19 protein-coding genes are annotated in these 23,064 nt (G+C 65.9%); 8 read left to right on the top strand and 11 right to left on the bottom strand.

The window, feature by feature from the left end:
- Nucleotides 1-92: 92 nt before the first annotated feature.
- Entirely contained in the window at nt 93-980 is an 888-nt protein-coding gene (rarD, locus tag ABHF91_RS16530; protein WP_409421326.1) for an EamA family transporter RarD, read from the bottom strand.
- A 109-nt stretch (nt 981-1,089) separates the two neighbouring features.
- Nucleotides 1,090-1,623: a hypothetical protein gene (locus ABHF91_RS16525; RefSeq protein WP_409421325.1), complete on the bottom strand. Its 534-nt coding sequence runs from the start codon at nt 1,621-1,623 to the stop codon at nt 1,090-1,092.
- Nucleotides 1,624-1,805: 182 nt separating this feature from the next.
- On the opposite strand from ABHF91_RS16525, the gene recQ reads away from it, so the two are divergent.
- The gene (gene recQ / locus ABHF91_RS16520) at nt 1,806-3,668 is read left to right on the top strand and encodes a DNA helicase RecQ (RefSeq protein WP_409421324.1); all 1,863 of its coding nucleotides are present in this window, start codon (nt 1,806-1,808) and stop codon (nt 3,666-3,668) included.
- 68 nt (nt 3,669-3,736) lie between these two features.
- The gene (ubiK, locus tag ABHF91_RS16515; RefSeq protein WP_409421323.1) at nt 3,737-3,994 is read left to right on the top strand and encodes a ubiquinone biosynthesis accessory factor UbiK; all 258 of its coding nucleotides are present in this window, start codon (nt 3,737-3,739) and stop codon (nt 3,992-3,994) included.
- Between the two features lie 348 nt (nt 3,995-4,342).
- On the opposite strand, the gene fre is transcribed toward ubiK, so the two are convergent.
- Complete coding sequence (gene fre, locus ABHF91_RS16510; RefSeq protein ID WP_409421322.1) at nt 4,343-5,041, bottom strand: NAD(P)H-flavin reductase; 699 nt, start codon at nt 5,039-5,041, stop codon at nt 4,343-4,345.
- A gap of 8 nt (nt 5,042-5,049) precedes the next feature.
- On the bottom strand, nt 5,050-6,531 hold the full coding sequence (gene ubiD / locus ABHF91_RS16505; protein WP_409421321.1) for a 4-hydroxy-3-polyprenylbenzoate decarboxylase: 1,482 nt from the start codon (nt 6,529-6,531) through the stop codon (nt 5,050-5,052).
- Nucleotides 6,532-6,655: 124 nt separating this feature from the next.
- Here ubiD and ABHF91_RS16500 point away from each other — a divergent pair, with 124 nt between their 5' ends.
- A complete protein-coding gene (locus ABHF91_RS16500) occupies nt 6,656-7,459 on the top strand; it encodes a nucleotidyltransferase domain-containing protein (protein ID WP_409421320.1) in 804 nt (267 codons plus the stop codon).
- On the opposite strand, the gene ABHF91_RS16495 is transcribed toward ABHF91_RS16500, so the two are convergent.
- Nucleotides 7,444-7,815 carry an MmcQ/YjbR family DNA-binding protein gene (locus tag ABHF91_RS16495; RefSeq protein WP_409421319.1) on the bottom strand — a complete coding sequence of 124 codons (372 nt, stop codon included), beginning with the start codon at nt 7,813-7,815 and terminating at the stop codon, nt 7,444-7,446. The genes ABHF91_RS16500 and ABHF91_RS16495 overlap by 16 nt on opposite strands.
- Complete coding sequence (locus tag ABHF91_RS16490; RefSeq protein ID WP_409421318.1) at nt 7,812-8,438, bottom strand: hypothetical protein; 627 nt, start codon at nt 8,436-8,438, stop codon at nt 7,812-7,814. Before ABHF91_RS16490 ends, ABHF91_RS16495 begins: the two co-directional genes overlap by 4 nt.
- A gap of 192 nt (nt 8,439-8,630) precedes the next feature.
- On the opposite strand from ABHF91_RS16490, the gene ABHF91_RS16485 reads away from it, so the two are divergent.
- Together ABHF91_RS16485 and ABHF91_RS16480 are read left to right on the top strand one after the other, a co-directional pair.
- The gene (locus tag ABHF91_RS16485; protein ID WP_409421317.1) at nt 8,631-9,626 is read left to right on the top strand and encodes a D-alanine--D-alanine ligase; all 996 of its coding nucleotides are present in this window, start codon (nt 8,631-8,633) and stop codon (nt 9,624-9,626) included.
- Between the two features lie 9 nt (nt 9,627-9,635).
- Nucleotides 9,636-10,118, top strand: a complete 483-nt coding sequence (locus ABHF91_RS16480; protein ID WP_409421316.1) for a YhcH/YjgK/YiaL family protein — start codon at nt 9,636-9,638, stop codon at nt 10,116-10,118.
- Nucleotides 10,119-10,178: 60 nt separating this feature from the next.
- On the opposite strand, the gene rho is transcribed toward ABHF91_RS16480, so the two are convergent.
- Both rho and trxA read right to left on the bottom strand, forming a co-directional pair.
- Nucleotides 10,179-11,444: a transcription termination factor Rho gene (gene rho, locus ABHF91_RS16475; protein ID WP_345010039.1), complete on the bottom strand. Its 1,266-nt coding sequence runs from the start codon at nt 11,442-11,444 to the stop codon at nt 10,179-10,181.
- A gap of 167 nt (nt 11,445-11,611) precedes the next feature.
- Nucleotides 11,612-11,938, bottom strand: a complete 327-nt coding sequence (gene trxA, locus ABHF91_RS16470; RefSeq protein WP_409421315.1) for a thioredoxin TrxA — start codon at nt 11,936-11,938, stop codon at nt 11,612-11,614.
- Nucleotides 11,939-12,080: 142 nt separating this feature from the next.
- On the opposite strand from trxA, the gene rhlB reads away from it, so the two are divergent.
- Together rhlB and gppA are read left to right on the top strand one after the other, a co-directional pair.
- Nucleotides 12,081-13,361: an ATP-dependent RNA helicase RhlB gene (gene rhlB / locus ABHF91_RS16465; RefSeq protein ID WP_409421314.1), complete on the top strand. Its 1,281-nt coding sequence runs from the start codon at nt 12,081-12,083 to the stop codon at nt 13,359-13,361.
- A gap of 20 nt (nt 13,362-13,381) precedes the next feature.
- Nucleotides 13,382-14,875 carry a guanosine-5'-triphosphate,3'-diphosphate diphosphatase gene (gene gppA / locus ABHF91_RS16460; protein WP_409421313.1) on the top strand — a complete coding sequence of 498 codons (1,494 nt, stop codon included), beginning with the start codon at nt 13,382-13,384 and terminating at the stop codon, nt 14,873-14,875.
- A gap of 57 nt (nt 14,876-14,932) precedes the next feature.
- Here gppA and ABHF91_RS16455 read toward each other — a convergent pair whose 3' ends face one another.
- From ABHF91_RS16455 to ABHF91_RS16445, 3 genes are read right to left on the bottom strand one after another with little or no spacing between them, the layout of a single operon-like run.
- Nucleotides 14,933-17,374, bottom strand: a complete 2,442-nt coding sequence (locus tag ABHF91_RS16455; protein WP_409421312.1) for an EAL domain-containing protein — start codon at nt 17,372-17,374, stop codon at nt 14,933-14,935.
- Nucleotides 17,371-20,076 carry a response regulator gene (locus tag ABHF91_RS16450; protein WP_409421311.1) on the bottom strand — a complete coding sequence of 902 codons (2,706 nt, stop codon included), beginning with the start codon at nt 20,074-20,076 and terminating at the stop codon, nt 17,371-17,373. Before ABHF91_RS16450 ends, ABHF91_RS16455 begins: the two co-directional genes overlap by 4 nt.
- Nucleotides 20,073-20,510, bottom strand: coding sequence for a YfiR family protein (locus ABHF91_RS16445; protein WP_409421310.1), 438 nt, complete (start codon nt 20,508-20,510; stop codon nt 20,073-20,075). The genes ABHF91_RS16450 and ABHF91_RS16445 overlap by 4 nt, the downstream gene beginning before the upstream one ends.
- Before the next feature lie 378 nt (nt 20,511-20,888).
- On the opposite strand from ABHF91_RS16445, the gene ABHF91_RS16440 reads away from it, so the two are divergent.
- Nucleotides 20,889-23,060, top strand: coding sequence for a TonB-dependent receptor plug domain-containing protein (locus ABHF91_RS16440; protein WP_409421309.1), 2,172 nt, complete (start codon nt 20,889-20,891; stop codon nt 23,058-23,060).
- Nucleotides 23,061-23,064: the final 4 nt, after the last annotated feature.

Here is a 23,064-nt window from a genome sequence, read left to right as displayed (position 1 = left end):
CTTGCCTCTGGCAGCCATTCATGAGTATCTCTGTCTCTTAACTGACCAGCATTACCGCTTGGCGGTTCCTTTTTTTATGGGGTGGCGGTGACCTAGGCGGCGCGCCGCTGCCGGCTGCGCTGCCAGCCCTCCAGGCTAAACACCGCCAATGCCAGCCAGATGCAGCCGAAGGTGAGCAGCTTGGCCGGCTGGATGGGTTCGCCAAACAGCAGTATGGCCAGCAGGAACATCAGGCTGGGGCCCAGGTACTGGATGAAGCCCAGGGTGGAGAGGGGGATCAGGCGGGCGCCGGCGGTGAACAGCAGCAGGGGCACGGTCGTCACCACGCCGGCGGCGACCAGCAGGCCGTTCAGCGGCCAGGGGTTGGCGGCGAGGTGGCTGGTGGGGCTGTCGGCGATGACGAACAGATAGATCAGCGCCAGGGGCAGCAGCAGCAGGGTCTCGACGAACAGGCCGGTCTGGGCGTCCACCGGGATCTGCTTGCGGATCAGGCCGTAGATGCCGAAGCTGCCGGCCAGCGCCAGGGCGATCCAGGGCAGGTGGCCCAGCAGCAGCACCTGAATGAGCACCCCTGTGCTTGCCAGCGCCACCGCCAGCCACTGCAGGCGGCGTAGCCGTTCGCCGAGAAACAGCATGCCCAACAGCACGTTGAACAGGGGGTTGATGTAGTAGCCCAGGCTGGCCTCCAGCAGGTGATTGTTGTTCACCGACCAGATGAACAGCAGCCAGTTGCCGGCCACCAGCAGGGCGGAGACGGTGAGGCTGAGCAGCTGACGGGGCTGGCGCAGGGCGGCGCGGATGCGGTGCAGCTGACGGCCGGCCAGCAGCATGGCCAGCAGCAGCACGCAGGACCAGATGATGCGGTGGGTGAGTATCTCCCCGGCGGGCACCTGGGCCAGCAGCTTGAAGTAGAGGGGACAGATGCCCCAGATGAGAAACGCGGCAACGGCGTAGAGCACGCCCTGACGGTGGGAGGTCATAACGGCACCTGAAGGAAGACGGCCCCGGGCGGGGTCGCCGGCATTGTATAACAAAAGCGGGCAACAAAAAGCGGAGCCGCTGCTCCGCCGAATCTACACGGGAGAATCCCTATATCTGCCAGTGCCTGTGCTGAATGGCGCGCAGGGACTTGTTGCATTGCTTCATTTCCCGGGCCATGGCCGGCAGGTATTCCTGCAGCATGTGTTCCACGCCGAGCAGCAGCTGCTCCCTCACCGAACCGAGGGGCTCGCGCCAGGCGTGCAGGCAGATGTGATCGGGGATCAGTTGCCGGCGGTAGGCGTCAAGCAGCTCGTCCGGCCACCGCTCCAGCACCAACCCATGGCAATCCAGGTAGGCGGAGACGGGGTCGCGCAGCAGCAGAAACTTCACCTGATTCAGATCCCGCTGCCCCAGGCTGTCGTCATGGATATGGCAAGTCCGTTGCCGGCCACTGTGGGCATGGATGAACAGACCCCGTTGCCGGCATTCGATGATGCGGTACCAGGGCAGGGCATCCATTTCCTCATAACCCTCCAGCTCCCGTTGCAGCCACTGCTTCAGGCTTGCTTCGCGTGCGGTCCGATAGAGGCAATGCATGCGCTCTAGCAGATCCGTGCACTGGATGGTCGACAACTTACTCATACAGCTCACCTCCTCATCAAGTATGCGACGGGAACCAGCCAGTGATCTGGAGTGGATTGACTAAGGTCAAATTTTAGCCAATTAAGCCGGTTTTCGCCAATCGACCTGTCAGGTTTGCGGGTGAGTCTAGATGGCCAAAGTCGGTTTATTGTGCTCGCCGGCTGCATTACAATGGCGCCCCTATGCAGCCAGCCAGCCCCGACCTCTCCGCCAGCGATATCCCTTTCACCCAGCGCCCGACACCGCTGCAGGTGTTGCGGGAGGTGTTCGGCTACCAGGCGTTCCGCCCCGGGCAGGCCGACATCCTGGATCGGCTCATCGCCGGCCGTGACGGCCTGGTGATCATGCCCACCGGCGGCGGCAAGTCCCTCTGCTACCAGATCCCGGCCCTGGTGCGCCCCGGCCTGACGGTGGTGGTGTCGCCCCTCATCGCCCTGATGAAGGATCAGGTGGACACCCTCAGGGCCAACGGGGTGGCGGCGGCCTGCCTCAACTCCTCGTTGAGCCGGGACGAGGCCCAGGCGATCCACGGCCAGCTGCGCCGCGGCGATCTCAAGCTGTTGTACGTGGCGCCGGAGCGGCTGCTGCTGCCGGACTTCCTCGAGCGGCTGGCGGAGCTGCCCCTGGCGCTGTTCGCCATCGACGAGGCCCACTGCATCTCCCAGTGGGGCCACGACTTCCGCCCGGAATACGCCCAGCTGGGCTGCCTCAAGCAGCGCTTCCCCCAGGTGCCCCTGGTGGCCCTCACCGCCACCGCCGACGCCGCCACCCGGGAGGACATTCTCCAGCGGCTGGGGCTGCCGGATCCCTTCGTCCACCTGGCCAGCTTCGACCGGCCCAACATCCGCTACAGCCTGCTGGACAAGTACAAGCCCAACGATCAGCTGCTGGCCTACCTGGCCAAGCAGGGCGGCCAGTGCGGCATCGTCTACTGCACCAGCCGCAGCCGCACCGAGGAGGTGGCGCGCCTGCTGGTGACCCGGGGCCACAAGGCGGCCTGCTACCACGCCGGCCTGCCGGTGGCGGAGCGCAATCGGGTGCAGGAGGGTTTCCTCAAGGACGACATCGAGGTGGTGGTGGCGACGGTGGCGTTCGGCATGGGCATCGACAAGCCCAACGTGCGCTTCGTGGTGCACTACGACACCCCCAAGAACATCGAGTCCTACTACCAGGAGACGGGCCGCGCTGGGCGGGACGGTCTGCCGGCGGAGGCCCTGCTGCTCTACGATCCGGCGGACACCGAGCGGCTGCGGCGCATGCTGGAGGCCGGCGACCACGTGGATCCCGAGCGGCTGCGGGTGGAGCAGTACAAGCTCAACCTGATGGCCGCCTTCGCCCAGGCCCAGACCTGCCGCCGCCAGGTGCTGCTCAACTACTTCGGCGAGAGCCAGGGCGAGCCCTGCGGCAACTGCGACGTCTGCCTGGATCCGCCCCGCACCTTCGATGCCACCGAGGATGCCCGCAAGGCGCTCTCCTGTGTCTACCGCCTGGGCCAGCGCTTCGGCACCGGCTACGTCATCGAGGTGCTGCGGGGCGCCCAGAACCAGCGCATCAAGGAGCAGGGCCACGACAAGCTCTCCACCTACGGCATCGGCCGGGATCGCAGCCACGAGCACTGGCTGTCGGTGTTCCGCCAGCTCATTCACCAGGGCTATCTCACCCAGGCCATCACCCGCCACCTGACCCTGCAGCTCACCGAGGCGGCGCGGCCCGTGCTGCGGGGCGAGCAGACCCTGCTGCTGGCGGTGCCGCGGCTGCAGGTGCTCACCGGTCGCAAGGCCCGCTCCCACCGGGAGCGCGACAGCGAGCTGGCGCCGGGGGATGCCAAGCTGTTCCGCGCCCTGCGGGCCCTGCGCAAGCAGATCGCCGAGGAGGAGGAGGTGCCGCCCTACGTGGTGTTCAACGACGCCACCCTGCAGGAGATGGCCCGGCAGCAGCCCTGCGACGAGACCGAGCTGTTGGCCATCAACGGCGTGGGCTACCGCAAGCTGGAGCGCTTCGGCGAGGCGTTTTTGACCTGCATCCGCGACCACCTCACCCGGTAGTGGGATCCCCGTGCTGGAGCCGGACGCTCGCCTCAGGCACAATGGCGCCAGCCGATGAGGAGACGAACATGATCGACCCCAAGAAGATTGAAGAGATGGCCAGCAAGATCCACGCGGCCCTGCCGCCGGGCATCCGCAGCCTGGGCGAAGAGGTGGACAAGAAGGTCAAGCAGGTGCTGCAGGCCCAGCTCAACAAGCTGGACATGGTGAGCCGCGAGGAGTTCGAGGTGCAGACCAAGGTGCTGCTGCGCACCCGGGAGAAGCTCACCGCCCTGGAGGCCAAGCTGGCGGAGCTGGAAGCCCGGCTGCAGGACAAGGCCGAGTAAGGCCGGACAGACAGTATGTAGGCGGCTCTCGAGCCCATGCAGATCAGTTAAGGCGCCAATGGCGCCTTAACTGCCTTTCTTGCGGCGTCAACGCAAAGCAAAAGCCAACCCCACCCTACCCCTCCCCTTAAACAAGGGGAGGGAAACGGCGTTGTTGCCCCTCCAACAAGGGAGGGGAGCATCGTTCCTTCCCTTTAAGCCAGAGGGTGGGGAAATCATTCCTCCCCCTTACCAAGGGGGAGGTTAGGTGGGGGATGGCTTGCCTCAGACGCCCATTCATGAATATTTCAGTTTCTTAACTGAACAGCATTGGCCATCGGGCCGCCTTGGCTGTCTGGCTAACAGCGCCTAGATAAACTGGTAGGCGTCGCCGAACAGCTGCTCCGCCGACACCCCCCGCAGGCGCAGGGATTCCCGCACCACGGCGGCCATCTCGAAGCGGCCCGCCACATAGATGTCGTACTGATCCAGGCGGGCGAAGTCCGCCAGCACCGCCTCGTGCACCAGCCCCGTCTTGCCCTGCCAGCCCACCGGCGGCTGTTCCACCACGGGGACGAAGGTCAGGGAGGGGAACTCGCCGGTCCATTCCAGCACCTCTTGCCCCTCGTAGAGCTGCTCGGCATGGCGCACCCCCCAGTAGAGGTGGGCGGGGCGGTTGAGGCCGGTGTCCATCAGGTACTGCAGCAGGGCGCGGGCATAGGAGTAGCCGGTGCCGCCGACGATGAGCAGGATCGGGCGCTGTGACTCCTCCCGCAGGGTGGCCTTGCCCAGGGGCAGCTCCACCGTCAGCTCACCGGCTTCCCGCAGGCGGTCCAGCACCTCACCGGGGTAGGGGGCACCGGGGGGCGCGCCTATCTGCAGCTCCAGATAGCCGTTGCGGGTGGGGGAGTTGGCGATGGTGAAGGGCCGCTTGTCCTTCTCTCCCATCACCACCTGCAGGTACTGGCCGGCCTTGTAGCTGACCGCTTGCTGGGGCTTGAGGCGGACGTGCCAGATGTGGGTGGCGCATTCGTGTAATGCGACCAGGGTACAGATGATTCGTTGCATATAACTCCTTAGCGCTCACCCCGGTCCAGGATCCCCAGGCTGGGCCAGAGATCGTCGATACGCCGTTTGACCGACTCATCCATGACGATGGGTCGCCCCCACTCCCGCCGGGTCTCCCCGGGCCACTTGTTGGTGGCATCCAATCCCATTTTAGATCCCAGGCCGGAGACCGGGGAGGCGAAGTCCAGGTAGTCGATGGGGGTGTGTTCGATGAGGGTGGTGTCTCTGGCGGGATCCATCCGGGTGGTGATGGCCCATATTACGTCATTCCAGTCCCGCGCGTTAACATCTTCGTCACACACGATGACGAACTTGGTGTACATGAACTGGCGCAGGAAGCTCCAGACCCCCATCATCACCCGCTTGGCGTGGCCCGGGTAGCGCTTCTTCATGGTCACCACCGCCAGCCGGTAGGAACAGCCCTCCGGCGGCAGGTAGAAGTCGACGATCTCGGGAAATTGCTTCTGCAGCAGAGGGACGAACACCTCGTTGAGGGCCACCCCCAGCATGGCCGGCTCATCGGGCGGCCGTCCCGTGTAGGTGCTGTGGTAGATGGCATCCCGCCGGCGGGTGAGGTGGGTGACGGTGAACACCGGGAACTCGTCCACCTCGTTGTAGTAGCCGGTGTGGTCGCCATAGGGGCCCTCGGGGGCCAGCTCGCCGGGCTGGATATAGCCCTCCAGCACGATTTCGGCGCTGGCCGGCACCTCCAGATCGCAGCTGATGGCCTTGACCACCTCGGTGCGGCCGCCCCGCAGCAGGCCGGCGAAGGCGTATTCGGACAGGGTGTCCGGCACCGGGGTCACGGCCCCCAGTATGGTGGCCGGATCGGCACCGATGGCCACCACCACGGGGAAGGGTTCTCCCGGGTGGCGCTCCTGCCATTCGCGAAAGTCGATGGCGCCGCCTCTGTGGTCCAGCCAGCGCATGATGAGTTGGTTCTTGCCCAGCAGCTGCTGGCGGTAGATGCCCAGGTTCTGCCGCCCCTTGTAGGGGCCGCGGGTGATGGTCAGGCCCCAGGAGAGCAGGGGCGCCACGTCACCGGGCCAGCAGTGCTGGATGGGCAGGGCGGTGAGATCCACCTCATCGCCCGTCAGCACCCGCTCCTGGCAGGGAGCCTTGGAGAGCCGCTTGACCGGCATGTTGAGCACCTGCTTGAACAGGGGCCACTTCTCCATCAGATCCTTCAGCCCCTTGGGGGGCTCTGGCTCTTTGAGCAGCGCCAGCCATTCCCCCACCTGACGCAACGCCGATGTGTCGGGTTGCCCCATGGCCTGGGCCACCCGCTGGGGGGTGCCGAACAGGTTGGCGAGCACCGGCATGTCATGGCCCTTGGGGTTCTCGAACAGCAAGGCCGGGCCGCCGGCCCGCAGGGTGCGGTCGGCGATCTCCGTCATCTCCAGATAGGGATCTATCTCCTGGGTGATGCGCTTGAGCTGGCCCTCGGCCTCCAACTGGCGGAGGAAGTCGCGCAGGTCTTGGTATTTCATAACAGGTTCCGCTGTGGCCGGGTAAAAGTGTGACTCGTATGGGATCCATGGCGCCTTCCCGTGGGACCGGGCCCGCGGGCCGCCTATGCTGGGGCGGTTGCCGTGTTGCGCAAGGAGTCTAGGCATGAAGCCCTTGATTGATCAACTTATTAACGAACTGGCGGCCATGGCGCCGGTACAGGCCGTGCTGCTGGGGGGCTCCCGGGCCGCCGGGCTGGCGGAGGCCGACTCGGATTACGATCTCTACGTCTACGGCGACCCCGTGCCCCTGGCGCTGCGGCAGGGGCAGCTGGGGCCCTTGTTTGCCCAGGTGGAGTGGGACAACCGCTTCTGGGAGACGGAGGATGACGGCGTGCTCACCGATGGCAGCGAGGTGGAGCTGATCTATCGCAGCTTCGACTTCATCACGGCCATGGTGGCCGCCACTGTGGAGCAGCATCAGGCCTGGGTGGGCTATACCGGCTGCTTCTGGGCCAACCTGCAGGGCTCACGCATCCTGTTCGACCGCCAGGGGCAGGCGGCCGCCTTGCAGCGCCGCTTCGCCGTGCCCTATCCCGAGGCCCTGCGGGAGGCGGTGGTGCGCAAGAACTTCCCCCTGCTGCGCCGTGCCCTGCCGGCCTATCGCCGGCAGCTGGCCAAGGCCCTGGCGCGGCAGGACGGCGTCAGCGTCAACCACCGGCTGGCGGCCTGGCTCGCCAGCTATTTCGATATCCTGTTTGCGGTGAACCGCTTGCCCCATCCGGGGGAGAAGCGACTGCAGCAGCACTTGGCCGCCTTGCCCAGCCAACCTGCGGGGGCCGGTGAAGAGGTACAGGCGCTATTGGCCCTGGGCCATGGCGACCCGGCGCTGCTCCAGCGGCTGGATCGCCTCACCGAGGCCATGGCGGTCTGGCTGACCGGCCAGGGGCTGGCTCACTGCCTGGACTGAGGGGTCAGCGCCAGGCGCTGGGCCTTGGGCAGGCCGGCCACCACCAGGGCATAGGAGTCCGCCACAAGGCGGCAGAGGGTCTCCCAGGGCAGGGCCTCATCCAGCTGGGCGGTGACCCAGTGGCGCTTGTTGAGGTGGTAGCCGGGGCCTATCTGGGGATAGCACTGCTGCCACCAGAGCACCTGCTGGGGCTCGGCCTTCACCGACAGCCGCATGGGGCTCTCCTGCCAGGCCAGCAGGGCGAACATCTTGCCCGCCACCTTGAACACCATCACCTCGGGGCCGAAAGGATAGGTCTCCTCGCTGGCCGGTTGGCTCAGCAGCTGGCTGCGCAGCGCCTCCAGACTCGGGCTCATGGCAGCCGCCGCTCCTGCTGCTGCATGGCGCGGCGAAAGCCCCGGGCGAAGCCTTCGCGGGTGATACGGTCGATCTCCGGCCACTTGCCTTGGGACTGGAAGGCGATGACCGTCTTGGTGCGCACATCCTGGCCCTGCAGCGCCACCCAACGGGGGTCGTACTCCCTGGTCACCTTGGCATCCCAGCGCAGCACCTTGGGCACTATGTAGCGCACCACCTCGGGATGGCTGCCGGCATACTGTTCGATGGGGCCGCCAAACTGGTTGCCCAGCTCGGTGACCCCGGCGGAGACGGTGGGATCCAGCGACTTGTTGGCATCGGAGCGGGCCCGCAGCTGGGCGGTGAAGTACCAGAACAGGGCGCCCTGATGGTCTCCCTGCTGTTCCAGCAGCAAGGCCAGGGCGAACAGCACCGGCGGCGTCACCTTGTTGGGGGCGGCCAGCACCTCCTGCTTGGCCTTGTCCTCGCCGGCCAGCAGCCGTTCCATCATCTTCTGAGTCGGGGCGAAGGGAAGCTGGGCAAACTCGCCTTTAGGCTCCATGGGGGGCGGGGCGGGCTTGCCATTGATCTCGGTAACACAGCCCGCTAGCAGCAGACAAAGGCACAGCATGAGCAGACGCATCCTCTTCCTCCGGGGTGTTTGACCTGAGGGCTAAGCTTACCAGCTTGTGACACTGCTGGCTCCCTTGCCGCCGGCGCTTTGGTTGGCGAACCACAGATGTGGGTTGGCGCCTTTCATCGGCGGATCCGGCTTGTTAGACTGGCACGCCAGGTCGCGCCCCCCGTGGGGCCGAAGGAACCGAAGGAATTAGACATGAACAAGCTCCATGTGTTGCTGTTGTGCGGTGGCGGCGGCAGCGAACACGATATCTCCCTGCTCAGTGCCAACTTTCTCGAGCTGCAGTTGCGCAGCCTGCCGCACCTGAGTGTGACCCGGGTGGAAATCTTCCCCGACCGTTGGGTGGCCGCCGATGGCCGCACCTGCCGCCTGGGGCTGGATCGCCAGCTGCAATTCGCCGACCAGGCCCTGGCGGTGGACTTCGTGGTGCCCTGCATCCACGGCTATCCCGGCGAGACCGGCGATATCCAGTCCCTGCTGACCCTGATGGGGCTGCCGTTTCTGGGCTGCGAGGCCGAGGGCAGCAAGCTGTGCTTCAACAAGGTGAGCACCAAGCTGTGGCTCACCGCCCTGGACATCCCCAACACCCCCTTCCTGTTCCTGTCGCAGAACGATGAGGCAGCCCATGCCCAGGCCCACACGGCCCTGCGCAACTGGGGTGCCGTGTTCGTCAAGGCGGCCAGCCAGGGCTCTTCCGTGGGCTGCTACAAGGTGACGGATGCCGCCGCCCTGTCCGCTGCGGTGAACGCGGCCTTCGGTTACTCCCAGCAGGTGCTGGTGGAGAAGGCGGTCAAGCCGCGGGAGCTGGAGGTGGCGGTCTACGAGTACGATGGCGAGCTGGTGGCCACGGCCCCCGGCGAGATCTGTGCCCCCAGCGACGGCTTCTACTCCTACGAGGAGAAGTACAGCGCCGGCAGCCATTCCACCACCCACCTGGCGGCCCCCGGCCTCAGCGCCGAGCAGATCGAGCAGATCCGCACCTATGCCCTCAAGGCGTTCCGCCAGCTGGGGCTCAAGCACCTCTCCCGGGTGGACTTCTTCCTCACCGAGGAGAACGAGATACTGCTCAACGAGATCAACACCTTCCCGGGGATGACGCCCATCTCCATGTTCCCCAAGCTGCTGGAACACAACGGCCACCAGGTTGGCCACTTCCTCGACGGCATCATCAGCCGGGCCTGCGTGGCCTAAGGAGCGGACATGTATCAAGGCAATCTGGCCCAGCCACATCCCCTGTTGCCAACCCTGCTGCGCCGTATCCTGCAGGAGGTGATCGGCGACGGTAGCCGCTGGCTCACCGCCAAGCTGGGCAAGCATGACGATCTGCTGCCGGAGTTGGTGGGGGATGCGCGGCTGTTTCTCATCCTGTCGGAGGATGTGAGCCAGCCGGTGGCCGAGCGGCGCGCCGAGTACCACGAGGATCACCTGGACATCCAGGTGCTGCTCACTGGCCGCGAATGGATGGGGGTGGGGCCCTTCACCGGCCCCCACAGCCGGGCGGATCACCCCCACCCGGATCTGTTCTTCGTCGACACGCCGGCCCAGAGCCTGGTGGCCTTGCTGCCGGGGGACTTTGTCATCTTCCCCCCTGGCGAGCTGCATACGCCCCTGTGCACGCCCCAGGCGCCGGCGTCTCTGCGCAAGATAGTGGTCAAGGTGCACCGCAGCCTGCTGCCCGAATGAGCCTGACTCGCCCAATAGAAAACGCCGGCAATTGCCGGCGTTTTCTTTGCTGCGACGCGCTTACTTCTGCTGCCGCTTCATGGCGTCGAAGAACTCGTCGTTGGTCTTGCTCAGGGAGAGCTTGTCGATGAGGAACTCCATGGCATCGATCTCGCCCATGGGGTGGACGATCTTGCGCAGGATCCACATCTTCTGCAGCTCGTCCTGCGGTGCCAGCAGCTCTTCGCGACGGGTACCGGAACGGGTGATGTCGATGGCGGGGTAGACCCGCTTCTCGGCGATCTTGCGAGACAGGTGCAGCTCCATGTTGCCGGTGCCTTTGAACTCTTCGTAGATCACCTCGTCCATCTTGGAGCCGGTGTCGATCAGGGCGGTGGCTATGATGGTCAGGGAGCCACCCTCTTCCACGTTACGGGCGGCACCGAAGAAGCGCTTGGGTCTGTGGAGGGCGTTGGCGTCCACACCGCCGGTCAGCACCTTGCCGGAGGAGGGGATGACGGTGTTGTAGGCCCGGGCCAGACGGGTGATGGAGTCCAGCAGGATCACCACGTCCTTCTTGTGCTCCACCAGCCGCTTGGCCTTTTCGATGACCATCTCGGCCACCTGCACGTGGCGGGTCGCCGGCTCGTCGAAGGTGGAGGCCACCACTTCGCCCTTCACCATGCGCTGCATCTCGGTCACTTCTTCGGGACGTTCGTCGATCAGCAGGACGATGAGTTCGCACTCGGGGTGGTTGCTGGTGATGCTCTGGGCGATGTTCTGCAGCAGGATGGTCTTACCGGCCTTGGGCGGTGCGACGATCAGGCCACGTTGCCCCTTGCCGATGGGGGAGGCCAGATCCAGCACCCGGGCGGTGATGTCCTCGGTCGAACCGTTGCCCCGTTCCAGACGCAGGCGCTGGGTCGGATGCAGGGGGGTGAGGTTCTCGAACAGGATCTTGTTGCGGGCGTTTTCCGGCCGGTCGTAGTTGACCCGATCCACCTTCAACAGGGCGAAGTAGCGCTCGCCCTCCTTGGGGGGGCGGATCTTGCCGGAGATGGTGTCACCGGTGCGCAGGTTGAAGCGGCGCACCTGGCTGGGGGAGACATAGATGTCGTCCGGGCCCGCCAGGTAGGAGCTGTCGGCGCTGCGCAGGAAGCCGAAACCATCCTGCAGTATCTCCAGTACACCGTCACCGAAGATGTCTTCGCCGCTTTTGGCGTGGGCCTTGAGGATGGCGAAGATGATGTCTTTCTTGTGCAGGCGGGCGAGGTTTTCGATACCCATGGATTCGCCCAGCTTGACCAGCTCGGAGACAGGGGTGTTCTTTAATTCAGTCAGATTCATGGCAAGGAATGTCTATCAACAGGGGTGTTATTGGGGTGGTGCCAGAGACCGCTGGAGGTGGGATCAGCGAAAATTCGTTCAGTAAACAGCCAGTAAGTTAGCACCAAAGCAAGAGGGCGTCCAGCGAGGGGGAAAAGAAAAGGAGCGCGTTGCGCTCCTTTGTCGAATCAGATGTTGGCGTCCAGGAACTCTTTGAGCTGACTCTTGGACAAGGCGCCCACCTTGGTGGCGGCCACTGTGCCGTTCTTGAACAGCAGCAGGGTCGGGATACCACGGATGCCGAACTTAGGCGGCGTCTGGGCGTTCTGGTCGATGTTCAGCTTGGCGACGGTCAGCTTGCCGGCGTATTCGTTGGCCACCTCGTCCAGGATCGGGGCGATCATCTTGCACGGACCACACCATTCGGCCCAGAAGTCTACCAGCACGGGGCCGGCAGCCTTGATGACATCAGCTTCGAAGCCGGCATCGGTCAGATGCACAATCTTGTCACTCATCTCCCACTCCAGTTCAGTGTTTTCATCCCCTTCTCCCGCCGGTTTGGCCGGGGAATAAGATGTAAATAAAAAGGCAAATAGTTGCCCTATTTGAATGGATCCTGTTTATTATTGCAAGCCTAACCTGACAACCTAGCCGTCCATGAGCAAGACACACCTAACCGAGCAAAAGTTCGCCCAGCTGGGCCTGGAACCCCTGGTTCTGGCCGGTCTGGAAGCCAAGGGATTCCACTACTGCACTCCCATTCAAGCCTTGGCTTTGCCGCTGCTGCTGCAGGGCAAGGATCTGGCCGGACAGGCCCAGACCGGGACCGGCAAGACCCTTGCCTTCCTGGCCGGCGCCTTCAACCACCTGCTGACTCACCCCGCCTCTGAACAACGCAAGACCAATCAGCCCCGCGTCATCATCATGGCCCCCACCCGGGAGCTGGCGGTGCAGATCTATCACGATGCCCAGAGCATGAGCCAGAGCACGGGGTTGACCCTGGGGCTGGCCTACGGCGGTGAACCCTACGAGAAGCAGCTGGTGGCGCTGGAGCAGGGGGTGGACTTTCTCATCGGCACCACGGGCCGCATCATCGACTTCCTCAAGCAGGGGGTGATCGACCTGGGGGCCATTCAGGCGGTGGTGCTGGATGAAGCGGATCGCATGTTCGATCTGGGCTTCATCAAGGACATCCGTTACCTGTTCCGCCGCATGCCGCCCGTCAATCAGCGGCTCAACATGCTGTTCTCCGCCACCTTGTCCCTGCGGGTCAAGGAGCTGGCCTACGAGCACATGAACGAGCCCGAGCACGTGGTGGTGGAGCCGGAGCAGATGACCGGCCAGCTCATCAAGGAGGAGCTCTTCTATCCCTCCAACGACGACAAGATGCTGCTGCTGCTCTCCCTCATTGAGGATGACTGGCCGGACAAGGCCATCGTCTTTGCCAATACCAAGCACATCTGCGAGGACATCCACGGCTGGCTGGAGGCCGATGGCCACCGCGTCGGCCTGCTCACCGGTGACGTGCCCCAGAAGAAGCGGCTGAAGATCCTCGAAGACTTCACCGCCGGCAAGCTGGATATCCTGGTGGCCACCGACGTGGCGGCCCGTGGTCTGCACATCCCGGATGTGACCCACGTGTTCAACTACGATCTGCCGGACGATTGCGAGGACTATGTGCACCGCATCGGTCGGACCGGTCGGGCGGGCAAGAGCGGCAACTCCATCAGCTTCGCCTGTGAGGACTACGCCTTCAACCTGCCGGCCATCGAAGAGTACATCCATCACCCCATTCCGGTGAGCAAGTACGATCGCACCGCCCTGCTGGAAGACGTGACGCCGCCCAAGCACATCACCCGTTACCGGCCGGCGGTGAACCGCAACCAGCGTGAACGCCAGCCCGGCGGCAATCGCCGTCGCCCGCCCCGCCGAGGGTAAGCTTCCGACAGGACGTCAGAGTGAATCCATCTCCCCTGTATGCGGCCATCGATCTGGGTTCCAACAGCTTTCACATGCTGGTGGTCAGAGAGGTGGCCGGTGCCGTGCGCACCGTCGCCAAGGTCAAGCGCAAGGTGCGGCTGGCCGCGGGTCTGGACGGTGACTACAAACTGAGTCCCGAGGCCATGGCCCGGGGATGGGATTGTCTGCGGCTGTTTGCCGAACAGCTGCAGGACGTGCCCAAGGCCAACACCCGCATCGTGGGCACCGCCACCCTGCGGCTGGCCGCCAACGTGGATCTGTTCCTGGCCGAGGCCGAGCGCATCCTGGGCCAGCCGGTGGAGGTGATCACCGGCGAGGAAGAGGCCAGCACCATCTATCAGGGGGTTTCCTGGACCTCCAGCGGCGAGGGCCGCCGTCTGGTGATCGACATCGGCGGCGCCAGCACCGAGCTGGTGATCGGCGAGCAGGACGAGGCCGAACTGCTCAACAGCCTGCACATGGGCTGCGTCACCTGGCTCAAGCGCTTCTTCGCCGACGGCCTGCTCAACGAGCTGAACTTCGCCGCCGCCGTTCAGGGTGCCCAGCAGGTGCTGGCCCCCATCCAGGCCGCCTATCAGGCCCTGGGCTGGCAGACCTGCGTCGGCGCCTCAGGTACCGTGCAGGCCCTGCAGGAGATCATGATCGCCCAGGGGCGCAGCGAGCGGGTGACCCTGGAGAAGCTGCTGAGCCTCAAGGACCAGGCCATCGCCTGCGGCCGCCTGGACAACCTGGCCCTGGAGGGCCTGGCGCCGGAGCGGCTCACCGTGTTCCCGTCGGGCCTCGCCATCCTCATCGCCCTGTTCCAGACCCTGCAGATCGACCACATGACCCTGGCCGGCGGCGCCCTGCGGGAGGGTCTCATCTACGGCATGATGGGCCGCAAGAAGGTGTGCGACGCCCGGGAGCGCACCGTGGACAGCCTGATCACCCGTTATCAGCTGGATCGCACCCAGGCCGAACGGGTGCGGGACGTGGTGTTGGACGGCTTCGCCCAGCTGCAGGTAGGGTGGCGGTTGAGCGAACAGCATGGTCGCCCCATACTGCGCTGGGCCGCCATGCTGCACGAGATCGGCCTGTGCATCGAATACAAGAAGGCCCCCCAGCACGCCGCCTACATCATAGATAATATCGACATGCCGGGCTTCACCCCGGCCCAGAAGCAGCTGCTCTCCGCCCTGCTGTTCAACCAGCGGGACGAGTTCAAGCCCGAACCGCTGGAGCGCCAGAGCGTGGTGTCCGCCACCCAGGCCACGCGGCTGGCCCGCCTGCTGCGTCTGGCCATCATCCTCTGCATGCGCCGCACCGAGGGCACAGTGCCGCATTTTCGCATGAGCCTGGAGGGCGACACCCTGGTGCTGCACCTGCCGGCCGGCTGGCAGACGGTGCACTACCTGCGGGCCTCGGAGCTGCAGGCCGAGGCCGAGCGCCAGAGCCAGATGGGCTGGTCCACCCGGGTGGTGGAGAGCGACTAGCCCTGTGACGAGTCAAAAAAAAAGCGCCGTGAGGCGCTTTTTTTATGGCCGTTGGCCTCAGGCCGGGGTGCTCTGGGCCTGATAGCGGGTCAGCCACTGCACGAAGGCCGTTTCCGGCATGGGCTTGGCGATGAGGTAGCCCTGGATGGTGCGGCAGCCGTGGCGTTGCAGCAGGTCGCGCTGGCCCTGGGTCTCCACCCCTTCGGCCACCGTGTTCATGCCCAGGGCATTCGCCAGGGCGATGATGGAGTCGATGATGGCCAGGGCGGCACGATCCTCCTGCAGCTCCCGCACGAAGGATTGATCGATCTTCAGCACGTCGATGGGGAACAGGCGCAGGTAGTTGAGGCTGGAGAAGCCGGTGCCGAAGTCATCCACCGCGATGCGAAACCCCAGGGCCTTCAGCCGGTTCAGCTTGGCCGCCGCCTGCTGGGCATCCTGCATCAGCATGCTCTCGGTCAGCTCCAGCTCCACCAGGTGCGGCGGTATGCCGGTCTGGGCCAGGGCCTGGCTGATGCCGTCGATGAAGCTGCGCTGGCGGAACTGGCGGGCGGACAGGTTCACCGCGATGGGCAGTTCCAACCCCTGGGCCCGCCAGCGCTGTTGCTGGCGGCAGACCTCCTGGATGACCCAGTCGCCGATGGGCTGGATCAGGCCGGTCTCCTCGGCCAGGGGGATGAATTGCCCCGGCGGGATCAGGCCATGCACCGGATCCTGCCAGCGGATCAGGGCCTCGGCCCCCACCAGGCGCCCGCCGTCGGCGGCCACCTGGGGTTGAAAGTACAGCACGAACTCCTGGCGCTCCAGGGCCTGGCGCAGCCGCAACTCCATGCGCAGCCGGGTCAGGTTCCGCTCGTTGAGCTCCGGGGAGTAGAACTGGTAGTTGTTGCCGTCGTTGGCCTTGGCCTGGTACATGGCGGCGTCGGCATTGGCCAGCAGGGTGTCGGGGCGCTGGCCGTTTTCCGGGTAGAGGGCGATGCCGATGCTGGCGCGGATGATGAGCGGCGTGCCCGCCAGATCGAAGGGCTCCGCCAGGGCCCGCAGCAGCTTGGCCGCCAGGGCGGCGGCGGTGGCGGGCTGACCGCAATCCGGGCTCAGCACCACGAACTCGTCGCCACCGATGCGGCTGACGGTATCGCTGTGGCGCACCCGGGCCAGCAGCCGCTGCCCCACCTGCTGCAGCAGCTGGTCACCGCTGTCATGGCCCAGGGAGTCGTTGATGGTCTTGAAGCGATCCAGATCGATGAGCAGCACCGCCACCCCGTCACGGTCACGCTCCGCCTGGGCCAGGGCCACCTGAATGCGATCGGTGAGCAGGCGACGGTTGGGCAGGCCGGTGAGCAGGTCGTGATAGGCCAGGTGGGCGATCTGCGCCTCCTGGCGCTTGCGCTCCGAGATGTCGGCGAAGCTGGCGATGTGGTACTCGATCTGGCCGTCGGCATCCCGCAGCAGGTTGATGGAGAGCCACACCGGGTACTCCTGGCCGTCCTTGCGCCGGTCCAGCAGTTCGCCCTGCCAGGCCCCCTGCTCCTGCAGCCGGGCCCAGAGGTTGCGGTACAGGCTGCGGTGCTCCTGGCCGGCCCCCAGCAGGCGCGGGCTCTGGCCCAGGACCTCCCGGGCGTGAAAGCCGGTGAGGCGCTCGAACATGGGGTTGACCGAGATGATGCGGTTGTCCCGGTCGGTGATCAGGATGGCCTCGTTGCTGGCCTCGAACACCCGGGCGGAGAGCCACAGCTGGTGCTCCAGCCGCTTGCGGCGGGAGATGTCCCGCACCACCAGCAGCAGCTCCTGCTGATTGCGGGGGATCAGGCGGGCCTCCCAGTAGACCCCCGCCTCGCTGCGGGGCAGGGTCAGCTCCAGGCTCTGGGGCTGCTGGCTGTGCAGTGCCAGCTGCAGGGCTGGTTGCAGCAGGCTGCTCAGCGGGGCGGGCAGGCGCTCCGTCAGCCGGTCGCCCACCTGCAGGTCCCACTGGCCCCAGTGGGGGGACTGGGCGCCGGCCAGCCGCGCCAGGATGACGCCGTCGGCATTCAGGCTGAACAGCAGATCCGGCAGGGCGGAGAGCAGGGCGCGGTTCTTGTGCTCGCTGAGGGTCAGCTCCTCGAAGGCGCGATGGGCCCGCAGCAGGTAGCGCACCCTGTGACCCAGGGTGCCCCAGCTGATGGGCTTGGTGATGAAGTCGGTGGCGCCGGACTGGAAGGCCTGCTGGATGGAGGCGACATCGTCCAGCCCGGTGGCCATCGCGATGGGCAGGTCGCGGCCCTTGGGGTGCTGGCGCAGCTCGGCGCACAGGGCGATGCCGTTGCCGTCCGGCAGTATCACATCCAGGATCACCAGATCCGGCGCCTGCTGGGCGAACTGGGCCCGGGCGCTGGCCACGCTGTCCGCCTCGATCACCGCAAAGCCCGCCTCCTCCAGGGTGGCGGTCATGATGAGGCGGGCGCTTGCCTCGTCGTCCACCACCAGGATCAGGGGCTTTTGGGGGGCCGTTGGCAGGCTCATGCCTCTTCCTCCTGGCGCAGCCATTGGATCTCCTCATGGGCCGCCGTGAAGAGGCGGTCGAGTTCGGTCATCAGGGCCGGGATCGCGTCCAGCTGCTCCTGGCGGGCCAACTGCTCCACCTGCAGGCAGGCGGCGGCGAGCTGGCCGGCCCCCAGGGTGGCGGCGCTGTTCTTCAGCGAATGGGCGGCGCGGTGCAGCCGGCTCAAGTCCCGCTCCTGCAGCGCCTGTTTGAGCTGCTCCAGCAACTGGGGCGACTCCTGCAGCCAGGTGTCCAGCACCTTCACCAGCAGGCCGTCCCGCAGGCCGCGCAGGCTCGCCAGGGCCCGCTGGTCCAGCAGCTGGCCCCGTGGCTCTGGGGCCGGTGCGGCGGGCGGCGCCTTGGGGGGCTGGGCGGGCGCGGCGGGCAGCCACTTGCTCAGCAGGTTGCTGAGCTGATCCTGGGTGAAGGGCTTGGAGAGGTAGTCGTCCATGCCGGCATCCAGGCAGCGCTCCCGATCCCCGGCCACCGCGTTGGCGGTGAGGGCTATGATGGGCATGTGATTGCCGCGGAACAGCTCCTGCTGGCGCAGGCGGGCGGTGGCCTCGAAGCCGTCCATCACCGGCATCTGGCAGTCCATCAGGATGAGATCGAAGGTGCCGGGCTCCCGGGCCAGCAGCTCCAGGGCATCGGCGCCGTTGCCCACCGTCTCCGAGGCCAGCCCCAGGTTCTGCATCATGGCCAGCGCCACCTCCTGATTGACCAGATTGTCTTCGGCCAGCAGCACCCGGCCGCGCAGCCGAAGGGGAGGCCGGGACGGGCCGGGCTGGGGCGCCAGGGTCGGCAGGGGGCGCTGCAGGGCGCGGGTCATGGCGTCGTAGAGTTCGGCCTGGCGCACCGGCTTGCCTAGCATCTGGCAGTTCACCGCCTCCTGGCAGGCCTGCTGTATCGGCAGGCGGCAGGCGGAGCTGAGGATGATCACCGGCAGGGCCGCCAGCTGGGGGTGCTGCTGCAGCTGGCGAATGAGATCCACCCCATCCGCCTCCGGCATCATCATGTCGGTGAGCACCAGGTTGATGGGGCTGCCCAGCTGCAGCCCCTGCTCCAGCTGCCCCATGGCCTGGGCCACGCTCTGGGTGCTGATGATGTCGCAGTGCCAGGCGGTCAGCTGGTGCTGGAGTATCTCCAGGTTGACGGGGTTGTCGTCCACCAGCAGCACCTTGAGGCTGCTGAGGCGTTGCGGGTTGGGAAGCTCCTGCAGGGTCTTCTCCTGGTGCAGGGTCAGGGTGAAGAAGAAGTCGCTGCCGCGGCCCGGCGCGCTGTCCAGCTCGATCTGGCCCCCCATCAGCTGCACCAGCCGCTGGGAGATCGCCAGCCCCAGCCCGGTGCCGCCGAAGCGCCGGGTGGTGGAGCTGTCCGCCTGGGAGAAGGCCTTGAACAGCTTGGACTGCCGCTCCTTGGGGATGCCGATGCCGGAGTCCGCCACGCTGAAGTGGCAGCTGACCAGCTCCTCGTCCTGTTCGCTGAGCTGCACCTTGACCACCACCTGACCGCGCTCGGTGAACTTGATGGCGTTGCCCACCAGGTTGGTCAGCACCTGGCTCAGCCGCTTGCTGTCCCCCCGCAGGTGCAGGGTGTGGGGCGGCGGGGCGCAGAGGATCTCCAGCCCCTTGCCGTGGGCCACAGGGGCGAGGCGCTCCACCAGATCCTCCAGCAGCAGGTTGAGGTTGAAGCTGCTGCACTCCAGCTCCAGCTTGCCCGCCTCTATCTTGGAGAAGTCCAGTATGTCGTTGATGATGGTCAGCAGATCCTCGCCGGAGCGGCGGATGACCCGCAGGAAGCGATGCTGCTTGTCGTCCAGCGCCGTGCCCCCCAGCAGGTCCGTCATGCCGATGACGCCGTTGAGGGGGGTGCGGATCTCGTGGCTCATCATGGCCAGGAATTCACTCTTGGCCCGGTTGGCCGACTCGGCCGCATCCCGCGCCTGCACCAGATCCTGGGTGCGCAGGCTCACCTCCTGCTCCAACTGCTCCCGGTGGGCCGCCAGGGCCCGGTTGCGTCGCTCGATCTGAGCCAGCATCTCGTTGACGCGGTGGGCCAGCTGTCCGGCCTCATCTTGGTCCTTGCCCTCGGTGGCCCGCAGGCTGTAGTTCTGTTGCTGGGCCACCGCATCGGCCAGCTCCGCCAGCCGGGTGAGGGGGCGGGTGAGGATGTGGCCCGCCAGCCGCGCCAGCCAGCCGGCCAGCAGCAGGGCCAGCAGGCTCAGCAATAGCACCATGATCAGGCTCTGGCGGGTCAGCTCCTTCAGCTCCCCCAGGCTGGCATGGATCTCCAGGGTGGCCAACCGGTCCCCCTGCAGGTTCACCGGCGTGGTGAGCACCAGCTCATCGCCGGCACTGTCCGAGCTGAGCAGCTCATAGCTGGCCAGCACCCGGCCATCCGGCAGCGTGATGCTGGCCCGGGTGACCGCCGGGGCGGCCCGCAGGGATTGCAGGGTCTGGTGGGCGCTGGCCGCATCCTCGAAGGCCACGGCGGCGGCGCTGTTGAAGGCGGTGCTCTCGGACAGGGCCTCCAGTCCTGCCTGGGCCTGGTTGCGCAGCATGGCATATTGCTGGGTGAGGAAGGCGGCGGTGAACAGTGCCAGGGTCAGGGTGCAGACCAGCACCACCAGGGCGGTGGTCTTCTTGGCCAGGGTGAGATGATGCCAGTGCTGGAAGAGTTTCATCGCGGCGTCCGTGCGTTGAGGGCCAGCTTGAGCAGCTGGGCGCTGATCTGAAAGTTAGCCTGTTTCAGGCTGGCAAAGTTGACCTCGAACTGCAGGCGTCCCGCCCGCTCCTTGAGGCCGATGTGGCCGCCGTCGGCTACGAAGCCGTCGCCGTCCCCTATGGTCAGCAGCTCGGGTTGGCGGAGCCGCAGCGGATCCAGGGGGACGGGGGCGCCGCCCTGGCGCAGGAAGTAGACATGGCAGCCGGCGGTACTCTGCTTGGGGGTCAGCGCATGCAGGTAGATGGGGTGGCCATGGGCCTGCTTGCCCTCCAGGGCCGCAAAGGCGGTCTGCAGATCCCCATCGACATTGGCCAGACACAGGTGCAGCGGCCTGTCGTCGCTACCCAGCTGGGGCCAGCGGGTGAACTTGATAAAATTGAACACGTAGGCCACTTTGAGTCTCTCCAGGGTCAGAGGCTTGTCGGCCCAGACGGGTAAACAGCACAGCACCAGCGCCAGCCAGCCAGGCTGGACGAGGTGAAGGCGGCGGCACGGCAACCCGCGTTGCCAAGGCCAAAAGAGCCGGGGTGCTGGAGACAATGTAAAGCCCGCGATAAGAAAACATCCTCTTCTTGCACTCTATCTGGAAGTACCAGGCAGTGCTGCAGCGATGGTAACAGAGCGCGAGCCAGTTCAAACTCGCCGGCCCCTGGTCAGGCCGGGAACCTCAACCGGGATCACAGCCTGAGCGGCCCGCCATGCCCAAAGCCGCCGCGGCTGGTTACTGTTGGCTATCACTAAGACAAGGATTGTCGACAGGGTTGGGGTGGCATGGGTGTGACTCGGGGTGTGGTCTTGATGGCGGGGGTGTTGCTGGGCGGGGGAGCCCAGGCCGAGGATGAGGAGGCCCTGCTGGATCTCAGCCTGGAGCAGTTGATGCAAATCCAGCTGGATGGCGCCGCCACCCTGACCCCCACGGCCCAGCGGCACATGCCGGCGGCCGTCACCAGCATAGATCGGCAGATGATCGAGGAGTCCGGCGCCCGCAGCCTGTTTGACCTGCTGGAGATCTATGTCCCCAGCTTCCACTACCTGCCCCACCACTGGGAAGCCTCCCACATGGGCATGCGCGGCATCATAGGCGATCGGGACGACAAGTACCTGCTGGTGCTGAACGGCCGGGTGCTCAACGAGAAGACCCATTATGGCGCCCTCTCCGAGCGGGATCTGCCCCTGCTGGGGGACATCCGCAAGATCGATGTGGTGCGGGGGCCCGGCTCGGTGATCTACGGCCCCGGCGCCGTCTCCATGGTGATCAACATCCAGACCGACAGCTTCGCCCAGCATGCCCCGGATGGGGTCAGCCTCAAGTGGGGCGTGGGAGAGGCCTTCACCGCCCTGGAGTGGCGGCAGACGGTGACCCTGGATGGCGCGAACCACGGCCTCTGGCTGTATGGCGGCATCAGCGACTACCGGGGCGCCGGCAGCGGCAGCTCGCCTCTGGTGTATGGCCTGAGCGATGACACCGTCTGGGGGGACAGGGTCAGCGGCGGGGACGCCGTGCCCTTCTCGGTGCCGGGTAATCACGCCAGCTATCACCGCCGGCCCAAGGTGAAAGTGCACGCTCACTACCAGCAGCAGGACTTCAACGCCTGGCTGCGCTTCACCCAGGGGGGCGAGCAGCTCACCTGGGAGCACAAGGTGGTCTACAGCGCCCCCAACGGCTACGGCACCGAGGGCACGCCGGAGTCGGCCTACGCCACCCAGGGGGTGGGCTATCGCCAGCTGGCGCTGGATCTGAGCCAGCTGGTGGTGCTGAACGATCGCCTCTGGCTGGAGCTCAAGGGCGGCTATGACACGACCGTCTACAGCCGGGAGCTGTGGAACAGCTTCTGGGATGGCAACAGCCCGGAGAACCACCGCGAGGAGGAGTACCTGCTGCGGGGCACACTCAACTGGAACCACAGTGCCCGCCACGCCAGCGCCCTGGGGGGCGAGTACATCTACTCCCGCTGGGGGCTGTCCGGCTGGAGCTTTGATGACGCCTACTCCTCCGCCCTGGGGGCGATGGATACCTGGTGGACGGATGCCATCGGCCTGTTTGGCGAACACCAGTGGCAGCTGCAACCCTGGCTCACCCAGTTTGTCGGCCTGCGGGCGGACAAGGACCGCTACACCGGCTGGATGTGGTCGCCCCGGCTGGCCTGGGTGGCGGCGGTGAGCGAGCGGGATACCCTGAAGGCGATCCTGAGCCGCTCGGTGCGCAAGAACAACGCCGAGGAGCTGCGGGCCCAGTACCTGGCGGGGGACGATCCCCAGTCGGAGCAGCTGGACAGCGCCGAGCTGATCTACAGCCGGGAGCTGGGGCTGCACAGCAACCTGACCCTCACCGGCTTCTACAGCCGCGCCGAGCTGCTGGGCTTCAACTTCACCACGTTGCACACCCAGCCGGTGGGGGAGTTCAAGTACGGCGGGGCCGAGCTGGAGCTGGGGTATCGCTTCGAGGGGCTGAGCCTGGGCTTCTCCCACGGCTGGAGCAAGCTGGATGATTTCAACCTGGCACCGGGCGGCTCCACCCGCATCACCGCCTCCCACCTGGGCTACGGCAACGATCTGAACAACTGGAGCAACCATATCACCAAGCTGTACGGCGCCTGGCAGTGGGATCCGGCCTGGCAGCTCACCGGCAACCTGCGCGTCTTCTGGCATTACGACGGCGCCGAGGATCAGATCCAGAGCACCAACGATGCCCGGGAGGCGAACCCCAACTCGTCCTCCACCAACCTGACGGACAGTGGCTACGACGACTCTGTGGGGCGGGCCATGTTCCTGGATCTGGGGCTGCACTACGACACCCAGGGTTACGGCAAGGTCAGCCTCAACGGCTACAACCTGCTGGGGCTCATCGACAAGCGTTACAACAAGCGGCTCTACCTGCTGAACGTGGGCAACTACCGCGCCGATGCGGTGGCGGCGGCCCTGACCTACCAGTACCAGTTCTGACCGT

Source organism: Pseudaeromonas aegiceratis, assembly GCF_046254905.1.
Lineage (GTDB): Bacteria > Pseudomonadota > Gammaproteobacteria > Enterobacterales > Aeromonadaceae > Pseudaeromonas > Pseudaeromonas aegiceratis.
Note: the sequence above shows the minus strand (reverse complement) of the source record. Positions and strands in the feature narration are given on the sequence as shown.